The sequence below is a fragment of the Clostridium sp. 2218st1_F5_2218SCRN_220325 genome (assembly GCF_039062665.1).
Classification (GTDB): domain Bacteria; phylum Bacillota; class Clostridia; order Peptostreptococcales; family Peptostreptococcaceae; genus Intestinibacter.
Genome location: NZ_JBCLNH010000014.1, coordinates 44,136 through 59,309, shown reverse-complemented (window position 1 = coordinate 59,309; position 15,174 = coordinate 44,136). Strand labels below are relative to the sequence as shown.

Annotated in this window: 16 protein-coding genes; 3 read left to right on the top strand and 13 right to left on the bottom strand. The window is 26.8% G+C overall.

Annotated features, from left to right (window positions below; translation table 11 throughout):
* Window positions 1-212 precede the first annotated feature (212 nt).
* Window positions 213-848, top strand: a complete 636-nt coding sequence (locus tag ABCM86_RS09390; protein ID WP_195931629.1) for a DUF488 domain-containing protein — start codon at window positions 213-215, stop codon at window positions 846-848.
* Between the two features lie 67 nt (window positions 849-915).
* On the opposite strand, the gene hpt is transcribed toward ABCM86_RS09390, so the two are convergent.
* The 6 genes from hpt to ABCM86_RS09360 all read right to left on the bottom strand — a co-directional run bounded on the left by hpt (window position 916) and on the right by ABCM86_RS09360 (window position 5,742).
* Window positions 916-1,455 (bottom strand): hypoxanthine phosphoribosyltransferase, encoded by a 540-nt coding sequence (gene hpt / locus ABCM86_RS09385; protein WP_195931628.1) that lies wholly within the window; start codon window positions 1,453-1,455, stop codon window positions 916-918.
* Between the two features lie 90 nt (window positions 1,456-1,545).
* Entirely contained in the window at window positions 1,546-2,307 is a 762-nt protein-coding gene (locus ABCM86_RS09380; protein WP_195931627.1) for a hypothetical protein, read from the bottom strand.
* A gap of 268 nt (window positions 2,308-2,575) precedes the next feature.
* Entirely contained in the window at window positions 2,576-3,901 is a 1,326-nt protein-coding gene (locus tag ABCM86_RS09375) for an L-serine ammonia-lyase, iron-sulfur-dependent, subunit alpha (RefSeq protein WP_195931626.1), read from the bottom strand.
* Between the two features lie 162 nt (window positions 3,902-4,063).
* Window positions 4,064-4,228: a hypothetical protein gene (locus ABCM86_RS09370; RefSeq protein ID WP_195931625.1), complete on the bottom strand. Its 165-nt coding sequence runs from the start codon at window positions 4,226-4,228 to the stop codon at window positions 4,064-4,066.
* 113 nt (window positions 4,229-4,341) lie between these two features.
* The gene (locus ABCM86_RS09365) at window positions 4,342-4,974 is read right to left on the bottom strand and encodes a single-stranded DNA-binding protein (RefSeq protein WP_343003909.1); all 633 of its coding nucleotides are present in this window, start codon (window positions 4,972-4,974) and stop codon (window positions 4,342-4,344) included.
* Window positions 4,975-5,088: 114 nt separating this feature from the next.
* Window positions 5,089-5,742, bottom strand: coding sequence for a polysaccharide deacetylase family protein (locus ABCM86_RS09360; protein ID WP_243269628.1), 654 nt, complete (start codon window positions 5,740-5,742; stop codon window positions 5,089-5,091).
* A 346-nt stretch (window positions 5,743-6,088) separates the two neighbouring features.
* On the opposite strand from ABCM86_RS09360, the gene ABCM86_RS09355 reads away from it, so the two are divergent.
* Together ABCM86_RS09355 and ABCM86_RS09350 are read left to right on the top strand one after the other, a co-directional pair.
* Window positions 6,089-6,295: an alpha/beta-type small acid-soluble spore protein gene (locus tag ABCM86_RS09355; protein WP_022071835.1), complete on the top strand. Its 207-nt coding sequence runs from the start codon at window positions 6,089-6,091 to the stop codon at window positions 6,293-6,295.
* Window positions 6,296-6,502: 207 nt separating this feature from the next.
* Entirely contained in the window at window positions 6,503-7,039 is a 537-nt protein-coding gene (locus ABCM86_RS09350; RefSeq protein WP_195930289.1) for a DUF4364 family protein, read from the top strand.
* Window position 7,040: 1 nt separating this feature from the next.
* Here the strand turns inward: ABCM86_RS09350 and ABCM86_RS09345 are convergent, their stop codons facing one another.
* The 7 genes from ABCM86_RS09345 to ABCM86_RS09315 form a co-directional block, all read right to left on the bottom strand.
* Entirely contained in the window at window positions 7,041-7,907 is an 867-nt protein-coding gene (locus ABCM86_RS09345) for a YncE family protein (RefSeq protein WP_195930291.1), read from the bottom strand.
* A 252-nt stretch (window positions 7,908-8,159) separates the two neighbouring features.
* On the bottom strand, window positions 8,160-10,205 hold the full coding sequence (locus ABCM86_RS09340) for an ABC transporter permease (protein ID WP_343003889.1): 2,046 nt from the start codon (window positions 10,203-10,205) through the stop codon (window positions 8,160-8,162).
* On the bottom strand, window positions 10,195-10,962 hold the full coding sequence (locus ABCM86_RS09335; protein WP_195930295.1) for an ABC transporter ATP-binding protein: 768 nt from the start codon (window positions 10,960-10,962) through the stop codon (window positions 10,195-10,197). The genes ABCM86_RS09340 and ABCM86_RS09335 overlap by 11 nt, the downstream gene beginning before the upstream one ends.
* Before the next feature lie 93 nt (window positions 10,963-11,055).
* On the bottom strand, window positions 11,056-12,066 hold the full coding sequence (locus ABCM86_RS09330; protein ID WP_195930297.1) for a sensor histidine kinase: 1,011 nt from the start codon (window positions 12,064-12,066) through the stop codon (window positions 11,056-11,058).
* Window positions 12,063-12,731 carry a response regulator transcription factor gene (locus tag ABCM86_RS09325; RefSeq protein ID WP_195930299.1) on the bottom strand — a complete coding sequence of 223 codons (669 nt, stop codon included), beginning with the start codon at window positions 12,729-12,731 and terminating at the stop codon, window positions 12,063-12,065. The genes ABCM86_RS09330 and ABCM86_RS09325 overlap by 4 nt, the downstream gene beginning before the upstream one ends.
* 193 nt (window positions 12,732-12,924) lie before the next feature.
* Window positions 12,925-14,214 carry a folylpolyglutamate synthase/dihydrofolate synthase family protein gene (locus tag ABCM86_RS09320; RefSeq protein WP_307994088.1) on the bottom strand — a complete coding sequence of 430 codons (1,290 nt, stop codon included), beginning with the start codon at window positions 14,212-14,214 and terminating at the stop codon, window positions 12,925-12,927.
* A 198-nt stretch (window positions 14,215-14,412) separates the two neighbouring features.
* Window positions 14,413-15,147, bottom strand: coding sequence for a M15 family metallopeptidase (locus ABCM86_RS09315; RefSeq protein WP_343003888.1), 735 nt, complete (start codon window positions 15,145-15,147; stop codon window positions 14,413-14,415).
* Between the last annotated feature and the right edge of the window lie 27 nt (window positions 15,148-15,174).

Genomic DNA, 15,174 nt, shown 5'->3' with positions numbered 1-15,174 from the left:
TTTACTTACTATATGTTATTAATAAGTATTGCCATTGTTTACAATAAAAATTCTATTTTTAGCTTAATTTTTAAATTTTTTCTATTTTTATATTTGAGTTTTTATGTTTATCTTTAAATAAAATCAATTAGCTAATACTATTTTTCAAAATTTCATATTAAAATTTGGGTATTATATTTATATAATTAAAATATATTAAGGATGTGGTTAAAATAGAAATTTATACATTAGGTCATTCTAATTATCCGTTTGATAAGTTTATAGAAATATTAAAAAAATACGATATAAATTGTGTAGTTGATATAAGATCTACCCCTTACTCAAAATATAACACTCAATATAATAAAGAATTTCTCCACGAAACTCTAAAAAATTTAGGATATACATATATCTATATGGCTGATGAATTTGGTGCAAAAAGAAAAACTAAAGTCAGCTATAATGATGAAGGATATGCAGATTTTGATAAAGTAATTTTAGAAGATGAATTTAAAAGAGGAATAGAAAGATTAAAAGTTGGCTGCTCTAAAAATTATAAAATAGTACTGCTTGGTGCAATGCAAGAGCCTATTAGATGCCATCGTGCGATATTACTAGGTAAAGAATTAATAAAGGCAGGCTTTGATGTAAAACATATAATGCATGAAGGTGATTTAAAAGTACAATCTGAGTTAGAGGAACAGCTTCTTGAAAAATATTTTGAAGATAGAAATCAGCTTACTATAGATTCTTTATTGGGTAATGCTATTAGTCGAGAAGATATGATTAAAGAAGGATATAAACTAGCAAATAAAGAAATCGGATACAGAATAGAAAAATTAAAAGACAATAAAAGCACTAAGATTTAATTATTTATGAAACTTTAATATTAATTTATATAAATAATGGGGTAACAAAATGTTACCCCATTTACTACTATCTATCTTTATCAGTTACAACAAATACATATGGTATATTTCTGTAATGGTCTCCATAGTTTAATCCGTAACCTACTACGAATTTATCTTCTATTGTGAAACCACAATAATCTGGAACTAATTCTACTCTTCTTCTACTTGGTTTATCAAGTAAAACACAAGATTTTATACTTTTTGGATTTTTTTCTTTTAAATGTCTTATAACATAATCCATTGTAAGTGCTGAATCAGTTATATCATCTACAACTAATACATCATATCCTTCTAGGCTTCCTTTTATATCGTTTACAACTTCTACATTTCCACTTGTAGAGAAACCATCTCCGTAACTTTGTGTAGTCATGAAATCAATTTTTGTTTTTAAATCGATAGCTCTAACTAAATCTGCACAAAATACGAAACTACCTCTTAATAAAGATATAACCATTAGATTTTTATCTTTATAATCTTCTGTAATTTGGGCTCCTAATTCTTTTATTCTTTTATTTAAGTCCTCTTCAGAACATAATACTTCCCAAACTTTTTTTTCTATATCCATTATTGTTCCTCCATAATCGTTAATATATCTATTTTATAATGATTAATAAATTCTGTCTATATTAAATAGTCACAAAGAATAGTTATATAATTATTCTATCATCTTTTTGATGTATGATTCAACTTCATCTAATTTTGTTGCTTTTTCTATACTTTTAAATGTATATCTATCAAATATTAATTGACCTTTATTTTCTAAAAATCCATATTTATGAGCATCTATAAATCCATATTCAGCCAAGTCTTCTAAATATAATATAGTGCCCTCTTCTTCGATATAAGAATGTTGATCATACTTTTCCATCATAAAAATTCCATTCATCCCTACTCTTAAATTAGAAATAACTTCATGTTCTAAAGCATCTAATCCAATATGAATTGTGCATGGAATTAATACAGATATTAATTCACCTGATTTACAATTTCCTCTATATGATTGTGTAATTTCAATTTCTGCTACTGCACGATAAATCATTTCATTGTTGAATTTAATTCTTATATTCCTAACATTTTTTACTCTACCCTTAGCAATTATAGTATTTTTTTTCATGAAAAGTTCTTCCTCATTTAACTCTTCTTGCTTATTCTCATACTCTATTATTGGTGCTCTCTCTACATATCTAGCACTGACATTTCCGACTGACTGAGCTAAGAATATTGTATTTTTATTTGATGCTATATATGTAAATATCCAAATACATATAAAAAACATTATTAGTAGTATTGTTTTTAGTCCAGCTTTCTTGTTTTTTTTACTTAAATTATTTAACCCGTTTTTTGTAATTAACCTTTCAGATTGTAAAAATTCTTCGTCTATATCATTCATATAGTCTTGGATTTTTTTCCCCTCCATGTTATTAACCCTCTCTTTAAACTCTAGATAATCTGGCTAATTCCCTAGATTAGTTATTTTAACTAAATAATTCACATAGTAAAGTATACACAAAAAATGATAATTTTAGTAAATTTAGTTATTTTTTACTCAATGCAATTTTTTCCATATTTAAATTTTCTTATAATTTTCACAATAAAAATAGAGGCAGATTGAATAGTATTATCTCGCCTCTATTTTTATTAATAAATACATTTAAAAGATTTACCTATTTTTATATGTATTTTTACTATTTTACCTTATTTATATCATTCATAACATCTATTATTACTTCGTCTGTAACTGTCATACCTTCATCACTTACTTTACCTAAGTTTCTAATAGATTGTTCTACTTTATCTCCAACTATTCCATTTTTTGGTGGAACATGGAATCCTTGTTTTGCTATTATTGCACTTTGAACTGCCGCTGATGCTGCTGATGCTAATTTAAGTGCACAACCAGCTTTAGCTCCATCACAAATCATTCCACTTAAGTTTGCTATCATATTTTCGATTGCACCTTTTATATGAGTTATATCTTCATCCATTAACCAAGAAATCCCTGCTGCCGCTCCAGTTGATGCTGCTACTCCACATCCACAAACTGCCGATAATCTCCCTGTATAATTTTTAATATATCCAGTTACTAAGTGTGATATTGCTAATGCTTTTGCTAGTTTTTCATCATTTTGAGGGAATTTATTGCTATATGCTACTATTGGAAGTATTGCTGTTAAACCGTGATTCCCACTTCCATTTGAACTCATAACAGGCATTTTTATTCCAGCCATTCTAGCATCTGATGCAGCTGCTGTTAACATCATTGCCTCTGTCATTAAATCATCAGCCATGTACCCTTCTTCTTTAGCTTTTTTTATACCGAATCCAACACCTATTCCAGCTTTATTTTCTAAACCATAATCAGCTATTTCAAGATTCATTTTTACACCATCTAATAAGAATTTAATGTCTTCTAAATCCATATTTTCAACATTTTTTACTATTTCTTTTACATTAGTAGTGTCCATGAAAGTTTCTTTTTTAATAACTGTATTTTTATCTGCCGCTTTTGCATCTACTTCTTGATTGTACTCACCTGTATCAAGTAAAATTTCATGATTTCTTTGTAAATATATAAAGTTGTCATGTTTTTCTTTTATAACTACTTTTGCTATATTATTTTTTCCTCTTAAATCTACTTCTATAAATACTTTATCTTTTGTTTGTGCTGGAACAATATCTATAGGAGTTGTATCCATATATTTTTCAGATTCTCTTACTTGAGTTTCATCTAATGTTTCTAATACTGTTAGACCATTTTCAGAATGTCCACCTACAAATCCCATTGCAACAGCTATTTTTAGTCCTAATCTTTCTGTTCCTGGAATACCTACGCACATCCCGTTTTTATAAATACTTGGACTTACTAATATTCTATTTTCTACTATTTCTTCACCTAATAATTCTTTAGCTTTTGCACAAGCCAGGGCTACTGCTACTGGTTCAGTACAACCTAGTGCAGGTTTTACCTCGGCAATTAATATATCTATTAATTCTTTTCTTATATCTCTCACTATCTTACCTCCTAAATAACTTAACTAAAAAATCAAAATCACGTCTTGCATGTCCTATTTTATTTTATATTAATATAATAAAATAGAAATATTGCACTATAAATATATATTTATTTAGTAAATCGTTGTCCTGAGTCTGGATAACTTTTTTAATATATAGCTTTAATATTTTCTAGTTCCTTCATTATAATCATCTTTTATTTTTTTGTTCAAAAGTATATCTCTAATTTCTTTTAAAATCATAAATATTTTATTAAGTGTAAATTGGATGCTTATAAGAATTACAAACAACATTATAATTGACACTAATGTATAATTAATTGACATAAAAAACCTCCTCTTTTGACTTTTTTTAAACAAAAAATCCTCCATTAATACTAGAGGATAAATCATATATATTTCTTATATCTATTTTACATCTTTTGAATAAGTTTTAACACTTAAATATTTATATTTTCGTCTTCTTCTATTTTCTTTATTTTTGAAACTGAAACTTCATAAGCAACTTTCTTAACTACTGTGTCTTCATCTATCTTCTTTTCATATGATCGACTTTGTATTCTCCCCCACATCTGTATTCTGTCGCCTACTTTTAAATTTCGTGCAAATTTGGCATTACGTCCCCATACAATAGAAGGTATATAATCTGATTTATTATATGGTCTATTTATCGCCACTAATAAATCTGTTATTTCTCTACCTAAAGGCGTTTTTCTATATACTGGACGTTTGCATATATATCCATCCAAGAAAATGCTATTAGGATCTTTATTTTCCTCTTCTTTTGGTTTTATTTCTCGTACAAATACTGTTAAAATCAATTTATTTTTTTCACCTACATTTTTATTGTAAGATCTAAGTTGACCGGAGACAGTCACAAGCTTGTTATTATCAAAGTCTAATTCTTGTAATAACCTTTCTGAAATCGTCATAGGCAAAATATCATAAGAATCACTCAATCTATTTATTTTTATCTTTGTATTAAAAAACTTTTCTCCAAATATCTCATGACTAAATTCTAAATTATCTTCAAGTTCCCCAGTTAGATTTACAATATTTGTATCGTCTTTCATAACTACCATACTTTTTATCCCCCCGAATTGTTAATTGTTTCTTTATCTTCTATATGTTATAAATATATTTTGAAAAAATCATATTTATTACATTTTATTTTTATGTATCTGTTATTATTTATGTCTTTGAACTCCAGATGAGTCTATGTAATAATCCTCGTCATATACTAAATCTGATAATTTTAACATCTTATACCCGTTTTTTTGAAAATGCGCAATAATTGAATCTAGATAATCATCGATATTACGGCCTTCTCCATGGAATAATATTATTGAACCTGGTGATGTATTTTGTGCAACTCTATCTACTATATAAATTCCTTTTATATTTTTCCAGTCCATTGAATCTACATCCCAATTTATAACTTTGTACCCTAAAGATTCACAGTACTTAACACCATTTTCATTTATTTCTCCATATGGAGGTCTAAATAATGTGGTCTCTTCTCCTATTATATCTTTAATCTTCTTAGATGTCTTGTCTAATTCAGTTTTCATCTCTGACTCTGATATTTCATTAAAATAAGGATGTGAATAAGAGTGGTTTCCTATTTCATGTCCTCTGTCGTGAATTTTTTTCACAACATCTTGATTGTTATCTACCCAATTGCCCACTACAAAAAAAGTCGCCTTTACATCATATTTATCCAATACATCTAATATTTTATCTACATTTCCTTCGTTATAAGATATATCAAAAGTTAATGCTATTTCTTTTTTGTCTGTCTCCACTCTGTATATTGGTATGTCCTCATTTTGCTCGTTCAAAAATATCCTTATACAATAAACTAAAGAAAAAACCAAAACTAACCCAAGTAAAAATAGAATAATACTGCTTAAAAAAGCCCTCGTTCTAGCAAACATATCATCCTCCTCCAATCCTATATATTAAAAATCTATTTTTATATTTAATAAAAAATAACCAATTTTTTAAATTCTTTAATAAAATCTATATTATTATAAAAATTTTTAGTATAAATTATATCAAATTGTATGGCTAATCATAAAAAATAACTTCTCTTCCATTTTCTTTTAGCATATAATATTTCGCTTTGGATAAATTATAAATAACAACATTAAATAAAATGTTGATTAACTTAAGGAGGAATTTACTATGGCAAATTCTAATAACAGACAAGTTGTCCCTGAAGCTAAAGCTGCATTAAACCAAATGAAACTAGAAATAGCTAACGAATTAGGTATGGCTAACTATGAAGCAGTAGATAAAGGCAATTTAACTGCAAGACAAAATGGCTATGTTGGTGGCTATATGACTAAAAAATTAGTCGAAATGGCTGAAAAACAAATGGCTGGCAAATAGTAAATTTTAATACTTGAGTATTAAACTCCCCTAAAAACTTTTAGGTGGACAAACAAGAAAAAGAGGCTACCTTTTGGTAGCCTTTTTTCATAAAAATTCCCTCTTCTAAAAAAATAAATTCTTTTCAAATTTAATGATTTATACCTTTTATTTTTCTATATTTTAGTTTAATATATTATTATAATAGTTTAGTGGAGGATGATAAATATGTTTGAAAATTCATCTGAAGAAACAGCTTACCACAAACTTTTAATCTTATATATTTTATATAAAATTAAAATGGATTTGACAAATTCTCAAATCACTCAAGTTGTTTTAGAAACTGAAATGATGAATTATTTCTCGCTGCAACAACTTTTATCTCAACTTATGGAATCAAAATTTCTAAAGATATATAAGGACTCTGACAAAGAGTATTATTGTCTAACTCAAAGGGGACTTGAGACATTGGAATCACTTATGCTTAAAATCCCAATGGATTCAGCTAACAAAGTAGACCACTATATAAAACTAAATAAAGAGAGTTTATTAGCTGAAACACAGGTAAAATCTAGTTTTGTTAAGCAAAGCGAAAATGAATTCATCGTTAATCTTAGGGTAATTGAAAATCAGAGTAATTTAATTGACTTAAATTTAAATGTTTCTTCTGAAAAGCAAGCAAACCACATCTGTAATAACTGGAAAAAGAATGCTTCTCATATGTACGCTGAAGTAATAAACTTACTTACTACATATAAAAAGTAGCCTACAAACAAACTATTGTTGTAGGCTCTTTTCCTACGTGAATTGCCTTAATCAACTGGTTTGTTTTTGTATCATATACTTTTATCTCATCATTTTCAGTATCTGATACAAATAGCCTACTATAATCTTTTGAAATTTCTAACCCTTGTGGAATACCATTTACTTTTATCTTTCCTATATATTTTCCTAACCTATAATCTAGTATTTTTATCTGATTATATCCTAAATCACTTATATACACTCTTTCATCAATGTAATTAAATCTTATTTGAACAGGTAACAATAATTCATAAAACGTATTTATAATTTCTAGATCATCTTCTTTTAATATTACTAATTTGCCGTCTAAAGTTGACACGTATATTTCTTTCTTTTTTTCATCTACTTCTAAATGCCAAGCTTTAAAATCAGTATCTATTTTTTTATAGATAATTTTATTTTCTATATCTATACATATTATCGAATTTATACATGGAACATACAGTTTATTATTTTTTTGATCATAGCCTAATCCATGCGGCATATCATCTACACTAATCATAGAGATTGCTTCTAATGTATATTTATTAATTATATAAATGCTGTTTGTATCTTCATTAGATACAAATAACTCATCTCCATGCATAAATATTTGACTTAGACTTCCACCGACCGATATAGAATTTAAAATTTTTCCACTAATAATATCTACCTCATAAAGTGTTCCATTTACCAAACTTGGAATATATATTTTTCCTTCATCTTCATCTACACAAAAATGATGTGGATAGATATTATTATCTAATACAATTTCTCTTTCCATTTCAAGAGTTTCGTAATCAATGATACTTATACTATGTGACAAATAATTAGAAATATATACCTTCAAATCCTCCCTCCTTTCTCAAACTATACTACAATAATATATTAGTTTTTTTTATAAATTATGCACATATGGTTTGTCCCTTTTCTTAAAAAAATCCACCTTCCCGTTATAAAAATATAACGAAAAAGTGGATTATAAATATACATAAATTTATATATTAATTTTCTGTTGATAGTATAATATAATTTTTTTAATTTTATTTACGATTAATTTATCTTTCCCCTTTTTGTATGTTTATGAGCTGTTTTACCATACCTATTTTATATTTCTCTTAAAAGTATAATACGTTCCTGCAAAGTAGCACATATACACACAAATCGTTAAAATAATTCCTGTCGCAATACTAAAAATAAATAAATTAAAACCAATAAAAGTAACGATTCTCTCTTTATACATTAGATAATAGTTATATATGAATATTCCTACACCTATCAGTGCAATAGCTATAGGTACTACAAAATATATTGAGATTTGCTTTAATACTATCTTATTTATATCATTTTCCTCAACACCTAACTTTCTAAGAACATTATATCTATCTTTATGTTCAATAGAATCTGTAAGTTGACCAAGGGCAAGCACTGTAAAACTTATGGTAAGTAAAACTATGCATAAATATACTCCAAGGATTCTCATTGCCAAAGTCATATTTAAAATATTATTTGTTTCAGATGATTTTACTATTCCGTCTATAATACTAGATGTTATATCAAATTCTTTGCTATATTTTTCAATTAAATACCTATTATTTTCTTTAAACCATTTTTCAATATATTTAGATTCAAAATTCACTGCATCTTTATAGCTCATTTGATTATTTAAATTAGCTAAAAAATTAGTTTCTGCTAAAGTAAGATCCTTACACACCTTATCTGGCAAAATAATAATATTATAAGAATAAAAATCATATATTCTTTCCCCAATTGATTCTTTGTAATGTGAATCTTTACTAATATTTAAAATTTCTCCATTAATATTCAAATGTTTATTCTTTGATAAAAATTTGTTAATATCAGTATTATTAACCACACTATGCCATTGTGTTGTAAACTCATTTTCTTTAAGATTTATTTTTTCATAACCCAACATGGTTCTTAATTTGTTAAAATCACTTAAGCTTATTGCCAACATAGGTGAATTATTCCTATCCCCAGTATAAAACTCATCTTTATCTATAAAATATTTTTCAACTTGGCAATAATCTCTTACACTATAACCTTCATCATTTAAATATTGTACAACCTCACCATAATCTAACTTTGGTATATCTTCTATATCAAAGTTATAACTATAATCATTTCTTATATCAATATCATAAGGAACTCTCATATTTAGATAACCCAATGACCACTGTGCCATTGCAAGTGTCATAATAAAACTTATCATAGCCCCTAAAAAAGTCATTGCTATTGTTGCCATTAATATTGGTGCTGTCTTTATTTTAGATACAATACTACCTATTAAAAATAAATTTGTTCCTTCATATTTAAAATTAATACATTTTCCCTTTAAATATATTAAAATATATGAAATAGAATAAAATAGTGCAAAAGTACCTATAATAAAACTTACTAGTGATATGCCTATATAAGTCAGTGATTTTATACTATAATCAATTTCTGTATTTATTAATTTAAAAGTACAATATACACATACTATATATAATAATATTGATAATCCAAATATTACACCATATACTTTTCCACTTCTTCTAAATTGAAATTCTACTTGTTTACTTGCATTTAACATATCTATTAGTTTTATTTTATTTAATACAGAAACATTATACAAACCTATTATACAGAACATTGCTATAAAGAATATAAATGTAATGACCACTGTATCCATATATAACCTTAAGGTAAATACTACTTCTTGATTTACACTTACTAAAACCAGAGCCGTTATAGCTTGTGAAAATAGGGTTCCCACAAATATTCCGGCTATTATTGCTAATGTAGCAATTATAAGTGTTTCAATAAAGAACATAAATGCAATACTTTTTTGTTCTGCTCCAAGTAGTATGTATGTTGCAAACTCTCTTTGACGTCGTCTTATCATATATTTGTTCACATAGGCTATAAGTAAAATTAAAATTGCTGTAATTACATAAGTAGAATATTTTAATATTAGTTGTAAAGTTTTAAAATTATAAGAATCCTCTGTTATAAATTCATAACTAGAGCTGGAAAGTGATGTTATTGCATAAAACAAACTTACACATATTGTTATAGTTATAAAATAAATTAAATAATCTTTTATAGATTTTCTCGCATTACTTTTGGCTAACTTAGCGTACATCTCTAACATCACCACCTAATAATGCTACTACATCCAATATTTTATTAAAAAATTGTCTACGTGTATTTTCACCTCTCACTAACTCTGTGAATATCTTTCCATCCTTGATGAATAATATCCTATTACAATAACTTGCTGTAAAAGAATCATGAGTTACCATGAGAATAGTTGCTCCCAAATCTTTATTTAAATTTGCCATCATCTCTATTAACATTTGTGCTGATTTAGAGTCAAGTGCTCCTGTGGGTTCATCAGCTAATATTAGTTTTGGATTTGTTACCAATGCCCTTGCACAGGCAGTCCTTTGCTTTTGTCCACCTGATACCTCATAAGGATACTTACCTAGTAAATGTTCTATTCCTAGTTCCTTTGCCACTGCTAATACTTTTCCATCTATTTCACTCTTATTAGTCTTGTTAATTGTAAGTGCTAATGCGATATTTTCATGTATAGTTAATGTATCTAATAAGTTGAAGTCTTGGAATATAAATCCTAAATTTTCTCTTCTAAACTTTGCTATATTCTTGCGATTTATCTCTGTTAAATCCTTTCCATCTAAGTAAATATTGCCTGAACTCACATCATCAATAGTTGCTATCATATTTAATAATGTTGTTTTCCCAGAACCTGAAGGACCCATTATGCCCACAAATTCACTTTTTTTGACATCAAAGCTTATATCATCTATGGCTTTAACTATATTTCCTTTATTACCATAATATTTTTCTACTTTATTTATTTTTAATATTTTTTCCATATTTATCACCTCAATGATATTTTAACTTATAAGCAACTTCCTTGATTCGATTTAATCTTACTTTTATGTGACAATCTCGTAACATTACTCGAATTAAAACTTACAAAAGCTTCCTATTGGAAAAGTTATTATTACCTTTGTATAACTATTTATTTTAGATTCTATGTCTATTAATAATCCTAATTTATCACATAGTTTTTTGCATAAATATAGTCCTATGCCTGTAGATCTACTATTTATTCGTCCAATATTTCCTGTAAATCCTTTTTCAAATACTCTATCTATTTCATTACTTGGGATACCTATTCCGTTATCTTCAATAATTAATCTAGTACCATTTTTTATATCAATTGCATATATCTTTACCTTTGGGCACTCATTTTGTCTATATTTTATAGCATTTACTATTATTTGATTTAAAATAAATTCAAGCCATTTACTATCTGAGAATACCAGTTTATCTATATCATTTATTTCAAGATATATATTATTTAAAATAAATCCTTGTTTATTTCTTGTAATAACACTATTTACACAACTTTGCAAACTTATTTCTTTTATCAGGTAATCTTTGTCTACATCTTCACTTCTTGCATAAAACAAAGATTGTTCCACATACCTATCTATTTCTTCTAACTGAATAAGTATTTCTGATGATTTCGCTGTTCTGTTGTTTTCTTCAATTAACTTTATAAGTGATATGGGTGTCTTTACTTCATGAATCCATTGTTCTATATACTCTTTATAATCTTTATGCTTCGACTTTTCTCTGTTAATTTCTTCTCTCATTGATTTACTTGATTTTTTTAATAGATAATAATAAGGTTTAGCTTCAATAAAAGGTGGCTCTTTTAACACTTCGCTTATTAAAAACTTTTTATCAATATTTGCTACGCTTTTTTCTATGATTTTGAAATAATCTCTCCTCTTTCTATACGCAAACATAAAATATACAAATAAAAAGACAATCCATGTAATTGCTATAGTTATTATAATTTTAGATTCATTTCCTACACTCAAAAGAAAAACTGATAATGTCATCAAAGCTATAATATTTAAAAATATTATAGCTACTTTGCTTTTTAAATAATCTTTTAAACTCATATAATATAACCTTGTCCTCTTTTAGTTTTTATAAAATCTTTCAAACCAATCTCTTCAATTTTATTTCTTATTCTAGTTATATTAACTGTAAGTGTGTTATCATTTACAAACATAGAACTATCCCATAAATACTCCATAATATCTACTCTGGATACAATTTTACCTTTATTTATTAATAGGTAATAAAGTATCTTTAATTCATTCTTTGTAAGCTCTATATTCTTTTGATTATACTCAATTGTACTAGATAAAATATTTAGCGTTAATCCATTATACTCGATTACATCCATATTAGAGTTATTTGGATAAGCTCTTTTAAGAAGGGCATTTATTCTAGCCAAAAGTATTTGAGTATTATATGGTTTTGTAATAAAATCATCTCCACCTAATGTAATTGACATCAGTTCATCAATATTTGTATTTCTACTTGTTATAAATATTATTGGTATATTTGAAAAACTTCGTATCTCTGTACATATCTTAAATCCATCATTATTAGGTAAATTTATATCTAATAAAATTAAGTCTGGACTACTGTCTTTTACTGTTTGTGATATTTTATTAAAATCTGTTGGTTTTAAGATTGAGTATCTGTTTGCTATTAGTAAATTTCCTATTTCATTTTGTAATTGTTCATTATCATCTACTATCATTATTGTAAACATGTTGTTCTCTCCATATATAATTTGTTTTTTGTTATTAATTATATTATCTTACTAATTGGATAACTTCAAGTTAAAGAAAGTACAACTTTAATTTATACATTTTTTAGAGTATTAAAATCTCCTTGCAATAAAAAAAGAGAGTAAAATATACAAACGTCTATTTTACCCTCTTTTTTTATTATAATATAAATTTTTATTTAACTAAACTTCTTATATGTCCTATCATATATAATGAACCTGCTGCAATTATTACTTCGTCTTCTTTAGCATTATCAATTACATATTTTACGGCATCTTCTATTTTAGGTATTGCTACTACATCTTTTCCGTATTTTTCGATTTTAGATTTTAATTCTTCACAACTTATTGCTCTATCGCTATCTGGAGTAGTAGTTACAACCTTTTGGAACTTGTCCATTAATAAATCTAAAACAGAATCTATATCTTTGTCTGCTAACATACCTATTAAGAAAGTTAATTTTTTACCTTTGAAGTTCTTTTCTAATGCATTTTTTAGAGATTTTGCACCATCTTCATTATGTGCACCATCTATTATAAATACAGGATTATCTTTTATTTTTTCTATTCTTCCTGGCCATTTAGTATCATAGAATCCTTTTTTAATAGCTTCATTAGTTATTTTAACTCCACGCTTATCTCTTATAGTTTTTAGTACAGTAAGAGCTAAAACAGCATTGTTAACTTGGTGGTCTCCTATTAATTGTATTTCCATGTCTTCAAATTTTTCACCATCTACTACACAATCAAATATTTGAGATGATATATCTGATTTTTTAACGTTTATTGAGTCAAAATCTACTTCTATATATTCAGAATTTTGTTCTTTACAAACATCTTTTATAACTTGTGCTGCCTCATCTTTTTGTTTATAAGATATTGTAATTCCATTAGGTTTTATTATTCCTGCTTTTTCATAAGCTATTTTTGCTAAAGTATCACCTAATATTCCTATATGATCTAAACTTAGGGAAACTATTACACTTGCAAGACAATCTTTTATAACATTAGTAGCATCATATCTACCACCTAATCCAACTTCTAAAGCAACATAATCTACACCTTGCTCCCAATAGTAGTAAAATGCCATAGCTGTCTCTATTTCAAACTCTGTTGGATAAGCAAAACCTTCTTCTACCATTTGTTCTATTTTTTCTCTCATTAATGTTACAATTCTAGCAACATCTTCTTCTGGGATATTTTCTCCATTTATTCTTATTCTTTCTGTGAATTTTTCTAGATATGGAGATGTATAAAGACCTACTTTATACCCTTGAGCTTGCAATGCATTTGAGATAAAAGAACATACTGAACCTTTTCCATTAGTTCCTGCAACATGTATTATTTTTAATTTCTCTTGAGGATTACCTAATAGCTCAAGTAATTTTAATGAGTTTTCAAGCCCTAATCTAATCCCAAATTTATGAGATTCTTCTATAAATTTTAATGATTCTTGATAATTCAATGTCTATATTGCTACCAAAATTAAATTTTAGATAGCTCTCCTTTCTTATATTAATATTTCTAAATTGTAACTTATGTATTTTATTATACAATAATTGCACATATATTACTCATATTATATATTATAATATATTTCCAGGTATTGGTTATATTTTCAATGTAGAAATTAATATAAAAATATTTTTAGACATTGATATCGTTAGCCTAGACGCTCTAAATATTCTTCTAGCGTTTCTGAATTGTTATATATCTCTTTTGCTACTTTTTTCCCTACATATCTAATATGCCAAGGTTCATAATTATATCCTGTAATATCGGTTTTACCTTCTAAATAACGTAAAATAAATCCGTATTTATATGCATTATCGGCAAGCCACTTTGCCTCTTTACTATTTTTATCAAAGCAGCGAGATGAATTTGTGATATCTATTGCTAAACCAGTTTGATGTTCACTCGAACCTGGTGAAGCGACATATTGTAAAGTGTAACTTTTCCCCTTTTTTTTACAATAGCTATTATAGACTTCAACTTGTGTTTGATATGACCTGTATCCTGACGAGCCTATTAAAGTTATATTTTCATCTTTTGCAGCATTAACTAATCTTTCTAAAGCCTTTGCTGCATGTTTTTGCAGTTGCATTTCTTCTTCAGTACAATCCTCTAAAAAAGGTATATTGGGCCTTACTAAATTCTCTGGTACATAATTATTTTCCAAAAAATTCTGTTTATTTACGAGAATTAAATCGTTGCCTTTTGCCTTTGAGGCTGATGTTAATACACTCGTATCCTCAACTCTTTTTACTAAATTCGATAAAGTACTTCCTTCTGCTTTATTTTCTAGTTTCCAACTTATAACCCCTGTAAAACAAATAAATAAAACTATAATTAGTGCTAATAATTTTAAAGCTTTTAATAAATCAACTCTTCTATTCATTATGACCCCTCCTTATACTTTATAGCT